This is a genomic window from Polaribacter sp. OB-PA-B3 (assembly GCF_054589375.1).
The window spans coordinates 178,347-199,737 of the sequence record NZ_BAAIIX010000003.1; the positions used below are offsets into that span (position 1 = coordinate 178,347).

General features: G+C 29.6%; 20 protein-coding genes and 1 tRNA gene. 16 read left to right on the forward strand and 5 right to left on the reverse strand.

Annotation, left to right across the window (positions count from 1 at the left end):
- Positions 1-36 precede the first annotated feature (36 nt).
- The 7 genes from rplQ to ACYPV9_RS07985 all read left to right on the forward strand — a co-directional run bounded on the left by rplQ (position 37) and on the right by ACYPV9_RS07985 (position 7,308).
- Positions 37-510, forward strand: a complete 474-nt coding sequence (rplQ, locus tag ACYPV9_RS07955; RefSeq protein ID WP_077809815.1) for a 50S ribosomal protein L17 — start codon at positions 37-39, stop codon at positions 508-510.
- Positions 511-607: 97 nt separating this feature from the next.
- Positions 608-1,714, forward strand: coding sequence for a glutamine-hydrolyzing carbamoyl-phosphate synthase small subunit (gene carA, locus ACYPV9_RS07960; protein ID WP_459742844.1), 1,107 nt, complete (start codon positions 608-610; stop codon positions 1,712-1,714).
- Positions 1,715-1,839: 125 nt separating this feature from the next.
- A complete protein-coding gene (eno, locus tag ACYPV9_RS07965) occupies positions 1,840-3,126 on the forward strand; it encodes a phosphopyruvate hydratase (protein ID WP_459742846.1) in 1,287 nt (428 codons plus the stop codon).
- Positions 3,127-3,300: 174 nt separating this feature from the next.
- Entirely contained in the window at positions 3,301-4,587 is a 1,287-nt protein-coding gene (locus ACYPV9_RS07970) for a citrate synthase (RefSeq protein WP_299064889.1), read from the forward strand.
- A gap of 61 nt (positions 4,588-4,648) precedes the next feature.
- A complete protein-coding gene (locus ACYPV9_RS07975; RefSeq protein ID WP_459742849.1) occupies positions 4,649-5,563 on the forward strand; it encodes a dimethylarginine dimethylaminohydrolase family protein in 915 nt (304 codons plus the stop codon).
- A gap of 110 nt (positions 5,564-5,673) precedes the next feature.
- Positions 5,674-6,606, forward strand: a complete 933-nt coding sequence (gene ctlX, locus ACYPV9_RS07980; protein ID WP_459742851.1) for a citrulline utilization hydrolase CtlX — start codon at positions 5,674-5,676, stop codon at positions 6,604-6,606.
- 27 nt (positions 6,607-6,633) lie between these two features.
- Positions 6,634-7,308, forward strand: coding sequence for a PrsW family intramembrane metalloprotease (locus ACYPV9_RS07985; RefSeq protein ID WP_459742853.1), 675 nt, complete (start codon positions 6,634-6,636; stop codon positions 7,306-7,308).
- Here the strand turns inward: ACYPV9_RS07985 and pafA are convergent, their stop codons facing one another.
- A complete protein-coding gene (pafA, locus tag ACYPV9_RS07990) occupies positions 7,309-8,952 on the reverse strand; it encodes an alkaline phosphatase PafA (RefSeq protein WP_459742855.1) in 1,644 nt (547 codons plus the stop codon).
- Between the two features lie 111 nt (positions 8,953-9,063).
- On the opposite strand from pafA, the gene ACYPV9_RS07995 reads away from it, so the two are divergent.
- The 5 genes from ACYPV9_RS07995 (at position 9,064) to ACYPV9_RS08015 (ending at position 12,870) form a co-directional block, all read left to right on the forward strand.
- Positions 9,064-9,804, forward strand: a complete 741-nt coding sequence (locus tag ACYPV9_RS07995; RefSeq protein WP_299064894.1) for an MlaE family ABC transporter permease — start codon at positions 9,064-9,066, stop codon at positions 9,802-9,804.
- Between the two features lie 3 nt (positions 9,805-9,807).
- The gene (locus tag ACYPV9_RS08000) at positions 9,808-10,575 is read left to right on the forward strand and encodes an ABC transporter ATP-binding protein (RefSeq protein WP_299064895.1); all 768 of its coding nucleotides are present in this window, start codon (positions 9,808-9,810) and stop codon (positions 10,573-10,575) included.
- 59 nt (positions 10,576-10,634) lie between these two features.
- Positions 10,635-10,707: transfer RNA gene (locus ACYPV9_RS08005), tRNA-Lys, on the forward strand.
- A gap of 134 nt (positions 10,708-10,841) precedes the next feature.
- Positions 10,842-11,339 (forward strand): CIA30 family protein, encoded by a 498-nt coding sequence (locus ACYPV9_RS08010; RefSeq protein ID WP_459742858.1) that lies wholly within the window; start codon positions 10,842-10,844, stop codon positions 11,337-11,339.
- A 61-nt stretch (positions 11,340-11,400) separates the two neighbouring features.
- Positions 11,401-12,870 carry a DUF389 domain-containing protein gene (locus ACYPV9_RS08015; protein WP_459742859.1) on the forward strand — a complete coding sequence of 490 codons (1,470 nt, stop codon included), beginning with the start codon at positions 11,401-11,403 and terminating at the stop codon, positions 12,868-12,870.
- A gap of 41 nt (positions 12,871-12,911) precedes the next feature.
- Here ACYPV9_RS08015 and ACYPV9_RS08020 read toward each other — a convergent pair whose 3' ends face one another.
- Together ACYPV9_RS08020 and ACYPV9_RS08025 are read right to left on the reverse strand one after the other, a co-directional pair.
- Positions 12,912-13,508, reverse strand: a complete 597-nt coding sequence (locus ACYPV9_RS08020; RefSeq protein ID WP_459742861.1) for a SprT-like domain-containing protein — start codon at positions 13,506-13,508, stop codon at positions 12,912-12,914.
- 12 nt (positions 13,509-13,520) lie between these two features.
- Positions 13,521-14,201 (reverse strand): SDR family NAD(P)-dependent oxidoreductase, encoded by a 681-nt coding sequence (locus ACYPV9_RS08025; protein ID WP_459742863.1) that lies wholly within the window; start codon positions 14,199-14,201, stop codon positions 13,521-13,523.
- A gap of 64 nt (positions 14,202-14,265) precedes the next feature.
- Between ACYPV9_RS08025 and ACYPV9_RS08030 the strand changes: the two genes are divergently transcribed.
- Positions 14,266-15,546, forward strand: coding sequence for a metal-dependent hydrolase family protein (locus ACYPV9_RS08030; RefSeq protein WP_459742865.1), 1,281 nt, complete (start codon positions 14,266-14,268; stop codon positions 15,544-15,546).
- A 10-nt stretch (positions 15,547-15,556) separates the two neighbouring features.
- Here ACYPV9_RS08030 and ACYPV9_RS08035 read toward each other — a convergent pair whose 3' ends face one another.
- Both ACYPV9_RS08035 and ACYPV9_RS08040 read right to left on the reverse strand, forming a co-directional pair.
- Positions 15,557-17,068: a hypothetical protein gene (locus ACYPV9_RS08035; RefSeq protein WP_459742867.1), complete on the reverse strand. Its 1,512-nt coding sequence runs from the start codon at positions 17,066-17,068 to the stop codon at positions 15,557-15,559.
- A 51-nt stretch (positions 17,069-17,119) separates the two neighbouring features.
- Positions 17,120-18,160, reverse strand: a complete 1,041-nt coding sequence (locus tag ACYPV9_RS08040) for a glutaminyl-peptide cyclotransferase (RefSeq protein ID WP_459742869.1) — start codon at positions 18,158-18,160, stop codon at positions 17,120-17,122.
- 252 nt (positions 18,161-18,412) lie between these two features.
- Here ACYPV9_RS08040 and ACYPV9_RS08045 point away from each other — a divergent pair, with 252 nt between their 5' ends.
- The 3 genes from ACYPV9_RS08045 to ACYPV9_RS08055 all read left to right on the forward strand — a co-directional run bounded on the left by ACYPV9_RS08045 (position 18,413) and on the right by ACYPV9_RS08055 (position 21,363).
- Entirely contained in the window at positions 18,413-18,664 is a 252-nt protein-coding gene (locus tag ACYPV9_RS08045; protein WP_299064903.1) for a type B 50S ribosomal protein L31, read from the forward strand.
- A 220-nt stretch (positions 18,665-18,884) separates the two neighbouring features.
- Positions 18,885-20,393 (forward strand): FMN-binding glutamate synthase family protein, encoded by a 1,509-nt coding sequence (locus tag ACYPV9_RS08050; protein WP_459742872.1) that lies wholly within the window; start codon positions 18,885-18,887, stop codon positions 20,391-20,393.
- A gap of 10 nt (positions 20,394-20,403) precedes the next feature.
- The gene (locus ACYPV9_RS08055) at positions 20,404-21,363 is read left to right on the forward strand and encodes a YpdA family putative bacillithiol disulfide reductase (RefSeq protein WP_459742874.1); all 960 of its coding nucleotides are present in this window, start codon (positions 20,404-20,406) and stop codon (positions 21,361-21,363) included.
- Positions 21,364-21,391 lie beyond the last annotated feature (28 nt).

Consider the following 21,391-nt stretch of genomic DNA (forward strand, 5'->3'; position numbering starts at 1 on the left):
AGAGAGTTGATGCAAGATGAATAATAAAACAAGGTCATGAGACACGGAAAAAAACACAATCATTTAGGAAGAACAACTTCGCACAGAAAAGCGATGTTAGCTAATATGACTTGTTCTTTAATAGAGCACAAGCGTATTAATACAACAGTGGCTAAAGCAAAAGCTTTAAGAGTTTTTGTTGAACCATTAGTAACAAAGTCTAAGACTGATACTACTCATAATAGACGTATTGTTTTTTCTTATTTACGTGATAAATTTGCTGTTACAGAATTATTTAAAGAAATTTCTGTAAAAGTAGGAGATAGACCAGGTGGTTACCTTCGTATTATCAAGTTAGGAAACCGTCAAGGAGATAATGCTCCTATGGCAATGGTAGAGTTTGTAGATTACAATGAAATCTATAACCCTAATGGTAAAAAAGCAAAAAAATCTACAAGAAGAGGAAGAGGAAAAAAATCTGAGTCTGCTCAAGTAGAAGGTACTGCAACAGAAGCAAAATCTGAAGAATAAAAAATGAAAATTTTTTAAATTATATAAAAGGGATAAACGTTTACGTTTATCCCTTTTTTTATATTTTTACACCAACAACAAACACAATTATATATTAATGAAATATCAAACAAGAAAAAAGGCACTAGTTTTATTAGCTGATGGAACTATCTTTTATGGGAAATCTGTAGGTATAGAAGGAACATCAACAGGAGAAATTTGTTTTAATACAGGTATGACAGGTTATCAAGAAATCTTTACAGATCCATCTTATTTTGGTCAAATAATGGTTACTGCAAATGCTCATATTGGTAATTATGGAGTAAATGATGATGAAGTTGAGTCTGATGGAATTAAAATATCTGGTTTAATATGTAGGAATTTTAGTTTTACTCATTCTAGAGTAGATTCTAATGGTAATTTAAAAGATTGGTTCGAAAAGCATAATATTGTTGCAATTTCTGATGTTGATACTAGAGCTTTAGTTGCTTATATTAGAGACAATGGTGCTATGAACGCAATCATATCTACAGAAACAGATAATATCGACGAACTTAAAAAACAACTTGCATCAGTACCAAGTATGGAAGGTTTAGAGTTAGCTTCTAAAGTTTCTACCCAAGAACCATATTTTGTAGGTGATGAAAATGCTGCAATCAAAATATCTGCATTAGATATTGGTATTAAGAAAAATATTCTAAGAAATTTAGCTAAAAGAGGAGCTTATATTAAAGTATTTCCTTACAATTCTAAGTTCTCGGAATTAGAAGCTTTTAATCCTGATGGATATTTTATCTCTAATGGTCCAGGTGATCCAGAGCCTTTGATAGATGCACAAGAAGTTGCTAAAGAAATTATAAAACGAGATTTACCTTTATTCGGAATTTGTTTAGGTCATCAAGTAATTGCATTAGCTAATGGTATTTCTACTTATAAAATGCATAATGGGCATAGAGGAATTAATCATCCTGTTAAAAATATTGCAACAGGTAAAGGAGAAATAACCTCTCAAAATCATGGTTTTGCAATCAATAAAGAAGAGACAGAAAGTAACAATGATATAGAAATTACACATATTCATTTAAATGATCATACAGTTGCAGGTATCAAAATGAAAAATAAGCCTGTATTTTCTGTGCAATATCATCCAGAAGCTAGTCCTGGACCAAATGATTCAGAATATTTATTCGATCAGTTTATAGAAACGATAAAAAGCCATTCTTAAAGTTAATTGTTAATCAAAAAATATTGAAATCGTTTTCGTAAGAATACGTTCAAACTCAAATAAATGAGTATCATATTTTGTAAATTAGCAATATAGAATAGTAAATTAATTAAATAAAATATACAATGAGTATTATTATTAGCGTTCACGCACGTCAGATTTTTGATTCAAGAGGAAATCCAACAGTTGAAGTAGATGTAACTACAGAAAATGGAATTTTAGGTAGAGCAGCAGTTCCATCTGGAGCATCTACAGGAGAACATGAAGCAGTAGAATTACGAGATGGTGGAGATGCTTACATAGGTAAAGGTGTTTTAAAAGCTGTTGATAATGTAAATAATATTATTGCAGCAGAGCTTTTAGGAGTTTCTGTATTTGAACAAAATAGTATTGATAAATTGATGATAGATTTGGATGGTACAGCAAACAAGTCTAAATTAGGTGCAAACGCAATCTTAGGAGTTTCTTTAGCAGCTGCTAAAGCAGCTGCAAATGAGTTAGGAATGCCTTTATATAGATATGTTGGTGGTGTTTCTGCAAACACATTACCAGTACCTATGATGAATATAATTAATGGTGGTTCTCATTCTGACGCACCTATTGCTTTTCAAGAATTTATGGTGATGCCAGTAAAGGCAGAAACTTTTTCTCAGGCTATGCAAATGGGTTCAGAGATTTTTCATAATTTAAAGAAAGTTTTACATGACAGAAATTTATCTACTGCTGTAGGTGATGAAGGAGGTTTTGCACCAACTTTAGATGGTACAGAAGATGCTTTAGATACTATTGCGTTAGCAGTTAAAAATGCAGGATATTCTTTCGGAGACGAAATTATGGTTGCTTTAGATTGTGCTGCAGCAGAATTTTATGTGGATGGAAAATACGATTATTCTAAATTTGAAGGTGAAACAGGAAAGATTAGATCTAGCCAAGAACAGGCAGATTATTTAGCGGAATTGGCAGCTAAATATCCTATTATTTCTATCGAAGATGGTATGGATGAAAATGATTGGGAAGGTTGGAAATACTTAACTGATAAGATTGGAGATAAAGTACAGTTAGTTGGTGATGATTTATTTGTAACTAATGTAGAGCGTTTATCTAGAGGAATTGAAAATGGTATTGCAAATTCAATTTTAATTAAAGTAAATCAAATTGGTACTTTAACAGAAACAATTGCAGCGGTAAATATGGCTAAAAATGCTGGTTTTACATCTGTAATGTCTCATAGGTCTGGTGAAACTGAGGACAATACAATTGCAGATTTAGCAGTTGCTTTAAACTGTGGACAAATAAAAACGGGTTCTGCTTCTCGTTCTGATAGAATGGCGAAATACAATCAATTATTAAGAATTGAAGAAGAATTAGGAGAAGTAGCATATTTCCCTAAAGAAAAAGCTTTTAAAATTTAATTTAAAGCCTTTTTAAAATAAAAAAACCTCGCATTTAATGCGAGGTTTTTTTATTTTATAATCATAAGTTAATATTATTTTAAAATATTGAAAAACTATAAAAAAGTAATATAAATTATCTATAAAATATGGTATCTTCGTGGAATTGAGAAAAACACAATAAAATCATTATAAATGTCAGATATAGCTAAATTACAAATTGGAGAAGATTCTTATGAATTTCCTCTTGTAAAAGGAACAGAAAATGAAGTAGCAATAGATATTAAATCTTTGCGTGGAGCTACCAATGGGGTTATTACAATAGATCCTGGATATAAGAATACAGGTTCTTGTGAAAGTGCTATTACTTTTTTAGATGGTGAAAAAGGAATTTTAAGATATAGAGGTTATTCTATTGAAGATTTAGCAGAAAAAGCAGACTTTTTAGAAGTTGCATACGCTTTAATTTTTGGAGAATTACCAACAAAAGAGCAATTAGATAAATTTCATGCAGATATTAAATCAAAATCAGTTGTAGATGATGATGTTAAGAAAATTTTAGATGCTTTTCCTAAGACTGCGCATCCGATGGGAATATTATCTTCATTAACAAGTGCTTTAACTGCTTTTAATCCTTCTTCAGTAAATGTAAATTCAGAAGAAGAAATGTACAATGCAATTGTAAAAATATTAGGAAAATTTCCGGTATTAGTTGCTTGGACAATGCGTAAGAAAACAGGTTTGCCTTTAAATTATGGTTCTAAATCTTTAGGATATGTAGAAAACATTATGAAAATGATGTTTGAAGAGCCAAATGAAGAATACGTAATCAATCCTATAATTAAAGATGCAATCGATAAATTATTAATTTTACATGCAGATCACGAGCAAAATTGTTCTACGTCTACAGTAAGAATAGTTGGTTCTTCTCATGCAGGTTTATTTGCTTCTTTATCTGCAGGAATTTCTGCACTTTGGGGACCATTACATGGTGGTGCTAATCAAGCTGTTTTAGAAATGTTAGAAGCTATTAAAGAAGATGGAGGAGATACTAAGAAATATATGGCTAAAGCAAAGGATAAAAATGATCCTTTCCGTTTAATGGGATTTGGTCACAGAGTTTATAAAAACTTTGATCCTCGAGCAACAATTATTAAAAAAGCAGCTGATGAAGTTTTAAAAGATTTAGGTATAGAAGATCCTATTTTAGATATTGCTAGAGGATTAGAACAAGAAGCACTTAACGATCCTTACTTTGTAGATAGAAAATTATATCCTAACGTAGATTTCTATTCAGGTATTATATACAGAGCAATGGGTATACCAGTAGAAATGTTTACAGTAATGTTTGCATTAGGTAGATTACCAGGATGGATTGCACAATGGAAAGAAATGCGCTTAAATAAAGAGCCAATAGGTAGACCACGTCAAATCTATACTGGTGAAAACTTAAGAGCTTTTACATCTATAGAAAATAGATAATAAAAACACTAACAATAAAAAGCTTCATAATTATATGAGGCTTTTTTTTTACATTTTTTATATGTTAAAATTAAATATCAAAAATGAAACAGCTAAACTTAAAGCTGTTGTATTAGGAATAGCAAATAGTGTTGGTCCTACACCTAAGGTAGAAGATTGTTACGACCCTAAAAGTAAACAACATGTTCTTGCGGGCACTTACCCAAAAGAAGTAGATATGGTTGCCGAAATAGATGCAGTTGCAACTATTTTAGAAAAATATCATGTAAAAGTTTTTAGACCAAAAGTTATTGAAGATTATAATCAAATTTTTGCTAGAGACATAGCATTTGTGATAGAAGATAAATTGGTAAAAGCAAATATTTTACCAGATAGAGACCAAGAAATTGAGGCGATTAATCATGTATTAACTCAAATTGATGCCAATGATATTATAAAATTACCAGAAGAATGTCATGTAGAAGGTGGTGATGTAATGCCTTGGAATGATTATATTTTTGTGGGAACTTACTCAGGAGAAGATTACCCAGATTTTATTACTGCAAGAACTAATACAGATGCTGTAATTGCGTTGCAAGAATTGTTTCCAGAAAAAACAGTAAAATCTTTTGAATTAAGAAAAGATAATGTAAATCCTAAAGAGAATGCGTTGCATTTAGATTGTTGCTTTCAACCAATAGGTAAAGACAAAGCTATACTTCATAAAAACGGATTTTTAGTTGAAAAAGAATATCAATGGTTGGTAGATTTCTTCGGAAAAGAAAATATATTCGAAATTGATAAGGAAGAAATGTATAACATGAATAGTAATATTTTTTCGATTTCGGAAGATGTTATTATTTCAGAAAAAAACTTTACTCGCTTAAATACATGGCTTAGAAGTAAAGGTTTTATAGTTGAAGAAGTTGCTTACTCAGAAATTGCAAAACAAGAAGGCTTACTAAGGTGTTCTACAATGCCATTAATAAGAGAATAAAGATTACAATAAATTTATTAAAAACCGTTTTCAAAAAAAGAAAACGGTTTTTAAATTTAATACGTATTCTATAATAATATGTGTTTATATTTGTACTTTATTTAAAATTTATGCAACAAACTACAAATACCATATTAATGATTCGTCCTATAAATTTTAGGATGAATGAACAAACCGCCGTAAACAACTATTTTCAGGAAGACATTGATTTAAAAAATGCTGAAATAAATAAAAAAGCTCAACAAGAATTTGATGCCTATGTTTTTAAATTAAAAAGTTTTGGAGTTAATGTTGTAGTAGTTTCTGATACTGATAAATTTGACACTCCAGATTCAATTTTTCCTAATAACTGGATTTCTTTTCATTCTGATGGAACCGTTGGGCTGTATCCAATGTTTGCAGAAAACAGACGTTTAGAAAGAAGAGATGATATTTTAAATGAACTAGAAAAAAATGGTTTTTTAATCGAAAATATTGTTGATTATACTTCTGCAGAAGAAGAAGATTTATTTTTAGAAGGTACAGGAAGTATCATTTTAGATAGAGTAAATCGAAAAGCATATTGTGCTCTTTCAGCTAGAGCAGACGAAGATTTATTTATAGAGTTTTGTGAAGATTTTGAATATACACCTGTAGTTTTTGTTGCTAATCAGACTGTAAAAGGAGAGAGAGCAGCTATTTACCACACAAATGTTATGATGTGTGTGGCAGAAACTTTTGCTGTAATCTGTCTTGAAACTATAGATAATAAGTCAGAAAAGAAAAATGTTTTAAAACATCTAAAGGAAGATGGTAAACAGGTAATTGAAATTACCGAAGCACAGATGCATAATTTTGCGGGAAACATGTTACAAGTTAGAGGTGCTAACGATGAGCTATTTCTTGTAATGAGCAAAACTGCTCACGATTCTTTAACTCAAAGCCAAATAGCTAAAATAAATAATCATTGCAAAATTATTTCTAGTTCTTTAGAAACGATAGAAACATGTGGTGGTGGTAGTGCACGTTGTATGATGGCAGAAGTGTTCTTGCCACAAAATTAAGCTCAAGTCTAAAATTGCTATGGAAACATGAATTTACTACTCTTGGCTATTGCGCCCGTAACAATCATAATATTATATATTTATTTTAAAGATAAATATGAAAAAGAACCAGTAGCAATTTTAGCAAAATCATTTGTATTGGGTGCAACTATAAGTGTAATTCTAACATTTGCTATTGGTTATACTGCTACTTTATTATTTCCTGCATTAAATTCTAAAGATATATTTCATCAGTTTTTAAAAGCTTTTATAGTAGTTGCTTTGGTAGAAGAGTTTTCTAAATATTTAATCGTTAGATTTTACGCACAGAAACATAAAGAATTTAATGAACCTTTTGATGGTATTGTTTATGCAGTAATGGTTTCTATGGGGTTTGCTGCTTTAGAAAATGTAATTTATACTTTTCAATATGGTGCTGGTACAGGTTTAATAAGAGCTTTTACGGCTGTTCCTGCACACGCAACTTTTGGTATTTTGATGGGATATTTTATGGGAAAAGCTAAATTTTCTAAGAATAGAGTTCAATTGAATTTAATAGGTTTATTATTAGCAACATTATTTCATGGTGCTTATGATTTTTTTCTATTTATAAACTTTATTCCAGGAATTTCAATTGGTGCTTTTATATCACTTATCATAGGAGTTGTTCTCTCTAAAAAAGCAATAAAAAAACACCAAAATAATTCAGTTTTTAAGAGATAATTATTTTTTTAGAACTTCGTCTATAATTTTTCCAGAAGTTCCGTTTGGAGCTTCGATTTTAAGTAAATTAGAAATTGTGGGTGCAATATCTATAATGTCATATTTTTTAGTAGATCTTCCTTTATTTATTCCGTTGCCATAAAAGATAATTGGTACATGAGTATCATAAGAATAACCAGAACCATGACTTGTACCTTTTCTACTGCTAATTAATGTTGCTGGATAAGGAATCATTAAAACATCTCCAGAAAATTTCTGATTATATCCATTTTGTAAAGAGCTTAATATTCCGGTAGAAAACTGAGTAGTTTGCAGTGTTCTTGCGGTTACAGCTTTATATATATTATCAAAATTTACAACTTCGTCAGCAATTCTCTGCGCAACATCATTTTTATTTAAACCTAAAGATTCAATTTTATTTTTATCTAAAAAGATTTGATAATTAGAAACATTTTCAATCAATTCTTTAGAATTAAAATATTTTTGAGTAATACCTAATAAGAAGTCACTAAAATCTTTTGTACTCATATAATGAGCAGGAATTTTTAAGGATTGTAGATAAGAAGGAACATGAACAGCTGCATGATCTGCTGTTAAAAATAATGTATAATTTCCTTTTCCAACTTCAGAATCTAAGAAATTAAAAAAATCTTCTAAATCTTTGTCTAGTCTTAAATATGTATCTTCAGTTTCTACAGCAGCAACACCGTATCTGTGCCCAACATAATCGGTAGAAGAAAAACTTACACTTAAAAAATCTGTAAATTTAGTAGTACCTAATTTTTCTCCTTTAATAACTGCTTTTGCAAAGTCTACAGTGTAAGTATTACCCGCAGGAATTGTTTTTATCAAACTATAATTTCCATTTTTACTTCTTAGTTCTTTTAAATTTTTAGGGAAATCTGGTTTTTCTTTTCCATTTAAATTATTTTCGTAGATGTTACTATCAGTTCTACTTTGCGTATATGTTTCAATGTCATATAAAGTTTCCCAAGTAGTATTTAAATAAGAATCTGCATTGTTATTTTTATTGAAATCTTTTACCCAATTCGGTAATTCATCCATATAAAAAGAACTTGTTATCCATTGATTTTTATCGCCGCCATCGTACCAATATGCAGCGTTAGCTGTATGGCCAACTGGTAAAATTGCAGATCTATCTTTAATAGAAATACCAATTGTTTTTCCTTGCATATTTTGAGCTAATTGTAATTGATCGGTTATCGTTGTTGTATACAACCTATGTGGAGATTTTTTTCCAACATAACCATCATTTCCAACTGTATTATAATTGTTATCATCTACACAATATATTGTTTCTTTTAATTTTTTATCATACCAATTGTTAGAAATAATTCCATGGTTATTGGGTGTTGTACCTGTAAATATTGATGTATGGCCTACAGCAGTATATGTTGGTATATAATTAAAATGGGCATTTTCAAGAGAGAACCCATTTTTTAAAATTCTATTAAATCCGCCATCAGAATACCTGTCAGCATATCTCGTTAAATAATCATATCTCATTTGATCTATTACAATACCAATAACTAACTTTGGTTTTTCTGATGTTTTTGTAGTACTTTTAGTACAACTAGAGACTAAAATAATTGATGTTAATAGGTAGAAAATAGCTTTCTTCATTAGTTGAAAAATATTATAAATTTCATCAAAAGTAATTATTTTTTATTTTGAAGTTGTATAATTAACATTCAATTAATCATATTTTAATACTTTAGCCTAAAATTAGTTTAAATGACGTATTTAGAACATGTGGGTAAATATTTTATGATGTTAAAGCGTGTTTTTAGAAAACCGCAGAAACGTCGTGTTTTTTACCAAGCATTAATGAAAGAAATTGAAGATTTAGGTATTAAATCTTTGGGTATTATTATGTTTATTTCTTTTTTTATAGGTGGTGTAATTGCATTGCAAACTGCATTAAATTTAGATAGCCCATTTATACCAGACTCTTTAATTGGTTTTGCTGCTAAGAGATCTATAATTTTAGAGTTTGCACCTACTTTTTGTTGTATTATTTTAGCAGGTAAGGTAGGCTCTTACATAACATCTAGTATTGGTACAATGCGTGTTACAGAGCAAATAGATGCTTTAGAAGTTATGGGAATTAATTCACTTAATTTTTTAGTATTGCCAAAAATTATTGCGGCACTTTTTTTCTACCCTTTTTTGATAACTTTAGCAATGGCACTTGGTATTTTTGGAGGTTGGATTGCCGGTGTACTCTCTGGACTGTTTGCGGGTTCTGATTATATTACTGGTATTCAAACAGACTTTAAACCTTTTTTAATAGTATATGCATTAATTAAAACGGTAATTTTCTCTTTTTTAATTGCAACTGTGCCTTCTTATCATGGTTATTATGTAAAAGGAGGATCGATTGCTGTTGGTAGAGCAAGTACACAAGCTGTAGTTTGGACAACCATTTTAATAGTTATTGCAAATTATTTTTTAACTCAAATGCTGTTAACTTAATACATGATAGAAGTAAAGAATTTACATAAAGGATTTAATGGTACAGAAGTTTTAAAAGGCATTACAACAACTTTTTTACCTGGAAAAACAAATTTAATTATTGGACAAAGTGGTTCTGGTAAAACAGTATTTTTAAAGTCTTTAATTGGTTTGCATATTCCAGAGAAAGGAACGGTTGCTTTTGACGGAAGATTAAACACTGAATTTACTCAAGAACAAAAAATGCAGTGGAGACAAGAAATTGGTATGGTTTTTCAAGGAAGTGCTTTGTTTGACTCTCAAACAGTAGAAGAAAATGTAATGTTCCCCTTAAAAATGTTTACCAAGAAATCTCAATCGGAAATGTTAGAGCGTGTAAATACTGTTTTAAAAAGGGTGAATTTAGAGAATTCTAATAAAAAATTACCTGCAGAACTATCTGGCGGAATGCAAAAAAGAGTGGCAATTGCAAGAGCAATTGTTATGAATCCAAAATATTTGTTTTGTGATGAACCAAATTCTGGTTTAGATCCGCAAACTGCAATTGTAATAGATAATTTAATTCAAGAAATTACAGAAGAATATAAGATTACGACAGTAATAAATACCCATGATATGAATTCTGTAATAGAAATCGGAGAAAAAATTATTTTTTTAAATAAAGGAGTTAAAGCTTGGGAAGGTTCTAGTGAAGATATATTTTCTACTGAAAATGAGTCGGTTGTAAGTTTTGTTTATTCTTCTAATTTATTAAAGAAAGTTAGACAGGTTTATTTAAATGAAATAAAATAAAAAAAAACTTGTTTTATTTAGATTAAGGTGTATATTTGCACCCGCTAAGCGAAAAGAATGACCTGGTAGCTCAGTTGGTAGAGCATCTCCCTTTTAAGGAGAGGGTCCTGGGTTCGAGCCCCAGCCCGGTCACTTGATAGTAAAACTCCACACTTTGTGTGGAGTTTTTTTTTAATACAACTTCAACATAGTTTCATTATTATTTTAATAATATTATTTATCCAAAATTGATAAACAAAATAATTTTAATCATTTATTTTAGCTCTATGAATTTGTCAAACCAAATAATTTTCGACTTTAAAGAATCTGCAAATATTGATGATTGGAAAATAGTAGACGATGTTGTAATGGGAGGTAAGTCTATTGGAAACTTTAAGTTAAATGATGCGGGTAAAGGAGAATTTTACGGAACAATCTCTTTAGATAATAATGGCGGGTTTTCATCATTAAGAAATAAAAATATAAACTTTAAAAATTTTAGTTACACAGAGGTAGTTTTAAAGGTAAAGGGAGATGGTAAAAAGTATCAATTTAGATTAAAAGATAATTTAAATAATGCGCATTCTTACATAATGCCTTTTACAACTTCAGGTGAGTGGCAAACTATAAAAATTAAGCTTTCAGAAATGTATCCTGCCTTTAGAGGAAGAAAATTATCAATCGGAAATTTTTCTGCTAACAGTATTGCTGAAATTGCGTTTTTAATAGGAAATAAGAAACAAGAAAGTTTTAGTTTAGAGATGGATAAAATTTATCTACAGTAGTATATATTTTAAGAATCAAAACACTTTTTTTGTATCTTTCCAAAGTTATAAAATCATATAAATGGAAGAAGATCTTAAAAACCCTACACCAAATTCAGCAGAAAACTCTAAACAAAACGTTCAGAAAGATGCAAAAGGTTTAGTTGAAAGTATAAAAAAGTTTTTAATAGAACTTTTTGACTTTCGAGATGACACAGATCATGAGGCAACTATAGAGGCTATTAAGGCTGATATACCTTTTAAAGGTGCTACTGCTTGGATTTTGCTTTTTGCAGTATTTGTGGCATCAATTGGTTTAAATGCAAACTCAACAGCAGTTGTAATTGGAGCCATGTTAATATCGCCGTTAATGGGGCCAATTTTAGGCTTAGGAATGTCTTTTGCTTTAAATGATATTAATACTTTTAAAAAGTCTTTAATGAACCTAGGAACCATGATTGGTTTAAGTTTGTTTGCTTCATTTTTATTCTTTTACTTTTTTCCTTTAAGTGAAGATAATTCAGAATTATTAGGACGTGTTAGTCCAGATATTAGAGATGTTTTAATTGCTTTTTTTGGTGGATTAGCATTAATGGTAGCAAGAACTAAAAGAGGAACCATAGCTTCTGTAATATTTGGTGTAGCAATAGCAACAGCATTAATGCCACCTTTATGTACAGCGGGTTATGGATTAGCTAAAGGTAATTTTTCTTACTTTTTTGGTGCAATGTATTTATTTACCATTAATACTATTTTTATTGCGTTGGCAACATTTTTGGTGTTAAAATTATTACGTTTTCCAATGCATAAATACGCAAATGCGGCTAAACGTAAAAGATATTCTACCATTGCTACAGTTGTCGGTATTGCTGTAATGATACCTGCAATATTTACGTTTATTACTGTTTTTAAAGAAAACCAAGTTAAAACTCAGGTTAATAATTTTATAAAAAATGAAGTTGATAAAATTAAATCCTTTCAATTAATAGATGATTCTTATAGTTATGAAGATAAGGTGATTAATTTAAGTTTCTTTAACGAAGTTACAGAAGGCGAAGAAAATATTTTGAATAATCAATTAGCAAATAATATTAATTATGACAGAATAAAAGACTTTAGAATTAATATAAAAGGTAGTGATACAAAGAGTTTTGAGTTAATTACAACAGCCTACAAAGAGAAAAGAGAAGAACTGCAAAAAAGCAAAAATATTATTGCGGGTTTACAAAAACAAATAGCAGATTTAGAGGAAACCATTTCTAGTTTAAATAACAGAATAGAACAAGATGCTTTAAATAAAAATCAAAAAGTGGTTGCTTTTAGTAGAATAGCAAAAGATGCCAAAATTAGATATGTAGATATCGAAGAAATTGGTTTTGCGAGTGTTTTATCTTCTAAAGATTTTATTAAGATTGATACGATTCCGGTTGCAACTATTAAGTGGAATATAAAATTGCCTGATAGTATTATTTCTCCAAAAGAAAGAGAGTTAAGAAGTTGGCTACAAAAAGAAATGGAATTAGATACTTTATTTATAAAAAGAGATAAATAATAAAAAAGCTCCTATAATTAGGAGCTTTTTTTATGTTAAGACTATAAATCTTTATAAAGTTCTACTTCTACATTTTGATTGAATAAGTAAACTTTTTTATTAGACATATTTAAACATTCGTAACGAGTTCTTCTTTTATTACCGCGCTTGTAAATAATGTTTTTAAAGATAAAAAGTCCGTTTAAAGGTATGTTAAAAATAAAATGCTTGCCAACTTCTGCTGCATTACCTCTTAAAGCCAAAGATAAATTTACATCGGAATCTGTACTTGCTTTTGGGTTTTTTAAATAGTTTGCCAAATGAGGTAAAATTTCATTCGGATAAATATTAGGGTTCAAAAAAGGCAACATTAAGTGCTGAAAAATGGCTTTCCATTCTTTACCATGTGCTTGAACTCTTCCAAATTTTTGATGCGTAACATGATGTGCAATTTCATGAACTAAAGTCAATAGAAATTGATACTTATTTAAATTATTATTTACAGTTATTTGAAATTTACCGTTTGGTAAACTTCTAAAATCACCATGTTTTGTAGCCCTTTGATTAACAATTTTTAAAGTGAAGTTATGTTCATTAATTAAAAATTCTAAAAAAGGAATTGCTTTTTTGGGTATGTAATTTTTATAATCTGTATTCAAAATTAAGATTAATTACGGTGTTGTAGAAGATACTTGTAAAACTTTACCGTTATAAAACTTATTTCCTGTTAAAGCAAAATTATACATATAGTCTGCCATTTCTTTAGCGGTTAGAGGTGCTTGGTAATCAGGAAAAGCTTCTGCTAACATTTCTGTTTGTACGGCTCCTAAAGCTAAAACATTAAAAGCAATTTGTTGTTCTTTATATTCCTCTGCTAATAATTCTGATAAAGTTATCACGGCACCTTTTGCCGAAGAATAAGCTGCTAAACCAGCAAACTTCATGCTTCCTTGAATTCCGCCCATAGAACTAACAGTAACTACATGACTTCCTTTTTTTAAGAAAGGAATCATAATTTTTGTAATTTCTGCTACCCCAAATACATTTACTTTATAAACATCTAGAAAGTCGTTAGAAGAAAGTTCTGTAAAAGGTTTATTAATAAGTTTACCAGCATTATTAACTAAAATATCTACACTTTGCCAATTGTTGTTTACAAATTCAGAAACTTTTTTTAAATCATCAGGATTAGATAAATCAACAGAGATTACTGTAATGTTTTTATGATTATATGTTGATAAAGGCTTTATGTTTCTAGATAAAGCCAAGACATTATGACCATTTTCTGCAAATTGTTTGGCAAGTTCAAAACCAATTCCTCTACTTGTACCTGTAATAACTACGTTTTTCATTATTTAATTTTAAAGCCAGCAAATTAGGTATTTTTTCATACATTTAAAGATAAAATTTTTACTAATGAAGAAAATACTTTTACTTTTTACAGCACTTTTTATGTTACAAAACGCTAATGCACAAACAACGTATATTTTATGCGGAAAATTATTAGATTCGAAATCTGGTGTAATTTTTTCTAAAAAAACAATTGTTGTAAAAGGAGATAAAGTTTCTAAAATTTTAGATGGTTATGTTGCTCCTAAAAATTCTACTGCAAATGTTATAGATTTAAAAGATAAAGTAGTTTTACCTGGTTTAATAGATTTTCATGTTCATATAGAGCAAGAATTTAATAGAAATACAAGGCTAAATAATTATATTTTAAACGAGGCAGATGTTGCATTTAATTCTGTAGGTTTTGCTAAAACGACCCTATTAAATGGCTTTACATCGGTAAGAGATTTGGGCGGAACAGGAGTAAATATTTCTATAAAAAATGCTATTAATTCTGGTAAAATTATGGGGCCAAGAGTTTTTACAGCAGGTAAATCTTTAGCAACTACTGGGGGTCATGCAGATCCTACAAACGGAAGTAGTAGAAAACTAATTGGAAATCCTGGGCCAAAAGAAGGTGTTGTAAATTCTGTAGATGATGCAAAAAAAGCCGTACGACAGCGTTATAAAAATGGTGCTGATTGTATTAAAATAACTGCAACCGGAGGAGTTTTAAGTGTTGCCAAATCTGGCGATAATCCGCAGTTCACAATAGAAGAGATAAAAGCTATTTGTGAAACGGCTAAAGATTATGGTATGCATGTAGCTGCTCACGCCCATGGAGATGAAGGTATGAAAAGAGCAATAATAGGAGGTGTTAAAACAATAGAACATGGTACTTATATGAGTGAAGGAACTATGGAGTTAATGAAAAAATACGATGCTTATCTGGTGCCAACAATTACGGCAGGTAAAGAGGTAGAAGAGAAAGCTAAAATAGAAGGTTTTTATCCAGAAATAGTTGTTCCGAAAGCATTAAAAGTTGGTCCACAGATTCAAGGAACTTTTGCAAAAGCGTATAAAAAAGGTGTTGGAATTGCTTTTGGTACAGATGCAGGTGTATTTAAGCATGGTAATAATGGTAAAGAATTTGGTTTTATGGTAGAGGCAGGTATGCCAGCTATAGAAGCAATACAATCTGCAACAATTACAAATGCGATGTTATTAAAGATGTCTGATGAAATTGGACAAATTCAAAAAGGATTTTATGCTGATATAATTGCTGTAGATGAAGATCCTACTAAAAATATCAATACAATGGAAAATGTAGTTTTTGTGATGAAAAATGGTGTTGTTTACAAAAAGTAATTCTTTAAAATTATTCAAAAATAATATGCTGATAAGCGCCAATATCAGGATTTGTAGTTCTATCTACACCTAAGATATCAATATTAAAAGGAGTAGATAAAGCTTTATTTATAGCATCACTATTCTCACCAATTATAAAATTACTCTTTTGAGTATCTTTAAAATTAGGATTACCGTTTAAAATAAAATTGCTAAAGTTAGGGTTATTTTCAAAATCTAATTCAGTAACACCTTCAAAAGAATTGTTGGTATCATTAAAACGAATCATACAATTTTTAATAGTATAATTAAACAAACCACCGGCATTTAAATTATCTAAAATAAATTCGATGCTGTTGTTTCCCTCAAAAATACAATTGGTAAAATTTGCAGCTTTTAAATCTCTAGTTTCAGCGATTTCTTCACCAGTTTCGTTTGTATAAGTGAAAAAATTATTTATTAAAACAGCAGGTAATTGTCTTATACCATTGTTCCAATAATTAGCAAATGTACTGTGCGTAAAATTATAAGTTCCTCCAATTGTAGCAGCTAAAGAGGCTTGACCTGCAGAACCAATAACAACATTGTTTCCTTCAATATTTGTTTCTCTAGCTAAAATTCCGAAGTTAGAATGGTTGTAAATTTCGGTGTTTTCTAACTTTAAAGTTGGCGATGTGCTGCTGCCTATACTATCAATTAAAATTCCGATGATACCATTTTTTATAATTGCGTTTTTTATTTCATTTTCTCTACTTCCGGCTCGCATCCATAGAGTTCCCCATTGTCCTGGAATTTTACTAAAACTTTTTTCTAGTCTATCTCCTTCAAAAATAACTTTTTCATTAAGAGTTCCGTTTACTTTTAAGGTAGCTTTATTGTCTACAATTAAACCCGAGTTATCATGAAAATGGACTCTAGCACCAGGTTCTATAGTAAGTGTTTTATTTGCCGGAACCGCTGCGTAACCATAAATTACAGTTGGTTTTGTCTTATTAAAAATAAGTTCGCTATCGTTTAAAAAACGTCCTTTAATTGTGGTCGGTTCTCCGTCTAAAGTTAAACTATCAATTTTCATTGAAATAGCGTCTTTACCTGGATATATAAAGTTTGCATCTTCAACCAAAGTAACTAAATCTACATTTTGTTCTTTATCTCCGTTGTCAAATAAAATTCTGTCTGTATACAACGGATTAGTTTCCGCAGCAACATCTACTGTAGTTTCTATAAATACATAAATACTGTCCTTAGCAAGAATATCTATATTATTAAATGTTTTACCAGCAATGCCATCTACATTTAATCTATAATTAGAACTGTTTCCTTTTTCTAAAGTAATATACGGAATAGTGATTGCGTTATTACTTCTATTATATACTTTTAAATTATAAGTTGCAGAACCAATATTTGTAAAGACGGTATCTAAAAAAACGGTGTCTTTAGAAAATTCTAAAGCACCAAAACTTTCAATTGTAGAGAAATCTTTTCTGCAAGAACTTACAGAAATTAGAGTAATACAAATTATGAAAGAAATAAAATTACGCATAAATTAATGTTTTTAAAGTATAGGTTCTGGTATACGTAAAAATAGTACTAATTATTGCTTAATCAATTCTATTTCAAATAATTTACCCCAATGTTTACCTGTAACAAATAATCTGTTATTTTCTGCATCGTATGCAATACCATTTAAAACCTCATCGTTTTCAACTAATTTTTGGGTTTTAGACATCACCTTCTCTAAACCTCTTAAATCTCCTAAACCTTCTACAATACCAGTTTCTGGATTAATAATGGCAATGGTGTTTTTTTGATATTTATTGGCATAAATTTTACCATTAACCAATTCTAATTCATTTAAATAATTTACAGAACGATCATTGGTGTATACCTGTATAAAACGCTTTTCTTCAAGTGTGTTTGGGTCTAAAAACCATATTTTATCAGAACCATCAGATTTTATAAGCTCTTTATCGCTATGAGTTAAACCCCAACCTTCTTTACTTTTATTGTAAGCAAATTCTTTTTCTAATTCAAAAGTCTCTAAGTCATAAACAAAACCTTTGTTATTTTCCCAAGTAAGCCAAATAATTTTTCCGTTAACAACAGTTAAACCCTCACCAAAATACTTATTATCTAAATCTATTTTTTGTAAAACTTTACCTGTTTTAATATCCACTTTTCTTAGAGTAGACTGCCCTCTACGACCCGTAGTTTCATATAAATAACCATTATAAAATTCTAAGCCTTGTGTGTAAGCTTTTGCATCATGCGGGTATTCGTTAATAATTTTAAACTTATAAATAGCTGGTTTTGAATTGGCAAAAACTTCAATAAATCCGTTTGTTTTTTTAGTTTTTCCATTAAAAAAAGCTATTGCATTTACAGCGTGCTTACCAACACCTAAATCTTTGGTGTCAATTGTAGCTATGTTATTGTTGCTATTTACTTGTTTACCATTTACGTAAAATTGAACTTTTTCTATTTCTTTGCTATTTTTTTCTGTAAGTTTTAAGGTAACAGAATCGTTTAAAACAGCTTTATTTGGTTTCTCTAAAATAAATTTATAATCGTTAGAACAAGATATTGTTAAAAATAAGGTGGTTAAGAGTGTTACTAAAGTAGAAAATTTCTTCATTATTTATATAGATTTCAATATATTAGAACGTAAAGATTCAAAAAAATCAGCATAAAAAACAACTTTTAAGTACTAAAAGAAGCATAAAAAACAACATTATTAAAATAAAAGCAATTTATTTATTTGTAAATTAAAAAATAAGGTTAAATTTGCATCCTCAAAATAGTTAATAACAGCTATTTAGAAATTTGAGTAAAACTTTACCAACTTTACTCTTACAAACATAACATTAAAGTATTAAATATATTAAAAATGAAAAAAGGAATTCATCCAGAAAATTATAGACTGATTGCTTTTAAAGACATGTCTAACGGAGACGTATTTTTAACACGTTCTACTGCTGATACAAAAGAAACTTTAGAAGTTGATGGTGTAGAGTATCCTTTAGTAAAATTAGAGATTTCTAGAACTTCTCACCCATTTTACACTGGTAAATCTAAACTTATCGATGCTGCAGGACGTATTGACAAGTTCAAAAACAAATATGCAAAATTTAAGAAATAATTCTCTTAAGTTTTTATCCATACAAAAAGCTCTAGCATTAATTTGTTAGAGTTTTTTTTTGGCGTTACCTTAAAGGTCGGGCTTTACTTTTCAATCTTTTTATTCATTCTTCATAAAAAGGATTTCCAATTCAATCCCTAACGCAAACTATTTGCTACAGTAAGTTTAATTTTCGTACTAATTTCATTATTTTTAAGCCTTTTAAAATATACTTTATATAATGAGAAATAACATACTCGCAATATTATTAGGAATCACAATTTTGGCTGGTCTTTTAGTTTATTTTATACCTCAAACAGGTACAATAATATTACTATCAATATCTGGTTTGTTAAGTTTAATTGCTATTTACGATAGTTTACAGACCAAACATTCTTTACTAAGAGCATTTCCTTTAGTTGCAAGATTGCGTTGGTTTTTCGAAGAAGAAAGAGATAAAATACAGCAATACTTTATAGAAGACAATTTAAACGGAACACCTATAAATAGAGAAAAAAGAAGTATTGTTTATCAAAGATCAAAGCTAGAAAAAGAAACAATTCCGTTTGGTACGCAACATAATGTTTACAAAAAAGGATATGAGTTTGTAAAACATTCGCTTTTTCCTACTGCACATCACGATATAACTGGCGATAAAATTACTTTCGGGTCAGATAAATGTACACAAAAATATAAAAGTTCAATCATAAATATATCTGCAATGTCTTTTGGTTCGCTTAGTAAAAATGCGATTATGGCATTAAATCAAGGAGCAAAAATGGGCGATTTTGCTCACAATACTGGTGAAGGCGGAATTTCTCCGTATCATTTACAAGGCGGCGATTTAATTTTTCAAGTAGGTACAGGTTATTTTGGTGCAGGAAAATCTATAAATGGTAAACGTGTTTTTGATGATGAAATATTTAAAAAAAATGCGATTAGACCAGAAGTTAAAATGATTGAAATTAAGTTTTCGCAAGGTGCAAAACCAGGTCATGGCGGAATTTTACCTGCTAAAAAAAACACACAAGAAATTGCAGAAATTAGATCTGTAACTCCAGGAACTCAAGTAGATTCTCCTCCAGGACATTCTGCATTTTCAAATTATGAAGAGTTAATTCAATTTTTACAAAAGGTAAGAGAATTAGCTAATGGTAAACCCGTCGGAATTAAATTATGTGTTGGTAATAATGAAGAGATTGCAGAAATGATTACTGCATTTGCAACGCATAATAATTATCCAGATTTTATTTCTGTTGATGGTGGAGAAGGAGGTACAGGTTCTGCTCCTTTAGAATTTACAAACTATATTGGTACGCCATTAATTGAAGGCTTAGTTTTTATTAATAAACAATTAAAAAAGCACAATTTAAAAGATCAAATTAAAATAATTGCAAGTGGTAAAGCTGTAGATGCTTTTGATGTGGTAAAATATTTAGCTTTAGGCGCAGATGCAGTTGGTATGGCAAGAAGTTTTATGTTAAGCTTAGGTTGTATTCAAGCTAGAGAATGTAATTTAGACACTTGCCCAGTTGGTGTTGCAACACAAGATGAAGATTTGGTTAAAGCACTTGTTGTAGAGAAAAAGAATGTTCGTGTAAAAAATTATCATTCAAAAACTGTTGTAGCTATTAAAGAAATTATTGCGGCTTTAGGTTTGCATTCTATTTCCGAATTAGCACCAAGCCATATTTTTAGAAGAAGAAAAGAAGAAGAGGTTGTTAGTTTAGAAGAAGTTTATTACAAGTAAAAATATTTTTATGGATGTATTTGATGTTATTATTGTTGGTGGTGGACCAATAGGAATAGCTTGTGGATTAGAAGCAAAAAAGAAAGATCTAAAATATCTAATTATAGAAAAAGGACCTATTGTAAATTCTTTATACAATTATCCGGTAAATATGCAGTTCTTTTCTTCTTCAGAAAAATTAGAAATAGATAATATTCCCTTTATTAGTAAAGAGGCTAAACCAAGAAGAAACGAAGCTTTAGAGTATTATAGAAGAATTGTAACTTCAAATAAATTAGCATTGCATTTATTTGAAACGGTAAATTCTATAAAGAAAATTGAAACGGATTTTACAGTTAACACTTCTAAAAATACATATAAAACAAATAATGTTATAATTGCAACTGGTTTTTACGATTTGCCAAACTTAATAGATGTTATAGGAGAAAAATTGCCTAAGGTTTCTCATTATTATAACGATCCTCATTTTTATGCAGGTCAAAAATTAGCTGTAATCGGAGCAAGTAATTCTTCTGTTGATGCCGCATTAGAGTGTTACAGAAAAGGTGCTGAGGTAACTTTAATTGTTAGAGGAGAAGAAATTGGGCAACGTGTAAAATATTGGGTTAGACCAGATATTATTAATAGAATTGAAGAAGGAAGTATCAAGGTTTTTTACAATACTACAGTGAAAGAAATTACAGATAAAAATGTAATTCTAAATACTAAAAATGGCGTTAAAACGATAGAAAATGATTTTGTACTAGCTTTAACTGGTTACAAACCAAATTTTAATTTTCTAGAAGATGTTGGTGTTCAATTTTCTAACGATGATAAGAAAATACCAGTTTATAATGAAGAAACAATGGAAACAAATGTAAATGGTGTTTATTTGGCAGGTGTAATTTGCGGAGGTTTAGAAACCCATAAATGGTTTATAGAAAACTCTAGAATTCATGCTAAAATGATTGTAAGAGATATTGTCAAATAAAATAATTATATTAAAAAACCACCTAAAT

Excerpts from the sequence above, each read along its gene's own strand:
- ctlX (WP_459742851.1), top strand. The coding sequence starts at position 5,674 with ATGCAACAAACTACAAATACCATATTAATGATTCGTCCTATAAATTTT.
- pafA (WP_459742855.1), bottom strand. The coding sequence starts at position 8,952 with ATGAAGAAAGCTATTTTCTACCTATTAACATCAATTATTTTAGTCTCT.
- ACYPV9_RS07975 (WP_459742849.1), top strand. The coding sequence starts at position 4,649 with ATGTTAAAATTAAATATCAAAAATGAAACAGCTAAACTTAAAGCTGTT.
- ACYPV9_RS07985 (WP_459742853.1), top strand. The coding sequence starts at position 6,634 with ATGAATTTACTACTCTTGGCTATTGCGCCCGTAACAATCATAATATTA.
- eno (WP_459742846.1), top strand. The coding sequence starts at position 1,840 with ATGAGTATTATTATTAGCGTTCACGCACGTCAGATTTTTGATTCAAGA.
- ACYPV9_RS08035 (WP_459742867.1), bottom strand. The coding sequence starts at position 17,068 with ATGCGTAATTTTATTTCTTTCATAATTTGTATTACTCTAATTTCTGTA.
- ACYPV9_RS08050 (WP_459742872.1), top strand. The coding sequence starts at position 18,885 with ATGAGAAATAACATACTCGCAATATTATTAGGAATCACAATTTTGGCT.
- ACYPV9_RS08045 (WP_299064903.1), top strand. The coding sequence starts at position 18,413 with ATGAAAAAAGGAATTCATCCAGAAAATTATAGACTGATTGCTTTTAAA.
- ACYPV9_RS08040 (WP_459742869.1), bottom strand. The coding sequence starts at position 18,160 with ATGAAGAAATTTTCTACTTTAGTAACACTCTTAACCACCTTATTTTTA.
- carA (WP_459742844.1), top strand. The coding sequence starts at position 608 with ATGAAATATCAAACAAGAAAAAAGGCACTAGTTTTATTAGCTGATGGA.
- ACYPV9_RS08015 (WP_459742859.1), top strand. The coding sequence starts at position 11,401 with ATGGAAGAAGATCTTAAAAACCCTACACCAAATTCAGCAGAAAACTCT.
- ACYPV9_RS07970 (WP_299064889.1), top strand. The coding sequence starts at position 3,301 with ATGTCAGATATAGCTAAATTACAAATTGGAGAAGATTCTTATGAATTT.
- ACYPV9_RS08010 (WP_459742858.1), top strand. The coding sequence starts at position 10,842 with ATGAATTTGTCAAACCAAATAATTTTCGACTTTAAAGAATCTGCAAAT.
- ACYPV9_RS07995 (WP_299064894.1), top strand. The coding sequence starts at position 9,064 with ATGACGTATTTAGAACATGTGGGTAAATATTTTATGATGTTAAAGCGT.
- ACYPV9_RS08055 (WP_459742874.1), top strand. The coding sequence starts at position 20,404 with ATGGATGTATTTGATGTTATTATTGTTGGTGGTGGACCAATAGGAATA.
- ACYPV9_RS08025 (WP_459742863.1), bottom strand. The coding sequence starts at position 14,201 with ATGAAAAACGTAGTTATTACAGGTACAAGTAGAGGAATTGGTTTTGAA.
- ACYPV9_RS08030 (WP_459742865.1), top strand. The coding sequence starts at position 14,266 with ATGAAGAAAATACTTTTACTTTTTACAGCACTTTTTATGTTACAAAAC.
- rplQ (WP_077809815.1), top strand. The coding sequence starts at position 37 with ATGAGACACGGAAAAAAACACAATCATTTAGGAAGAACAACTTCGCAC.
- ACYPV9_RS08000 (WP_299064895.1), top strand. The coding sequence starts at position 9,808 with ATGATAGAAGTAAAGAATTTACATAAAGGATTTAATGGTACAGAAGTT.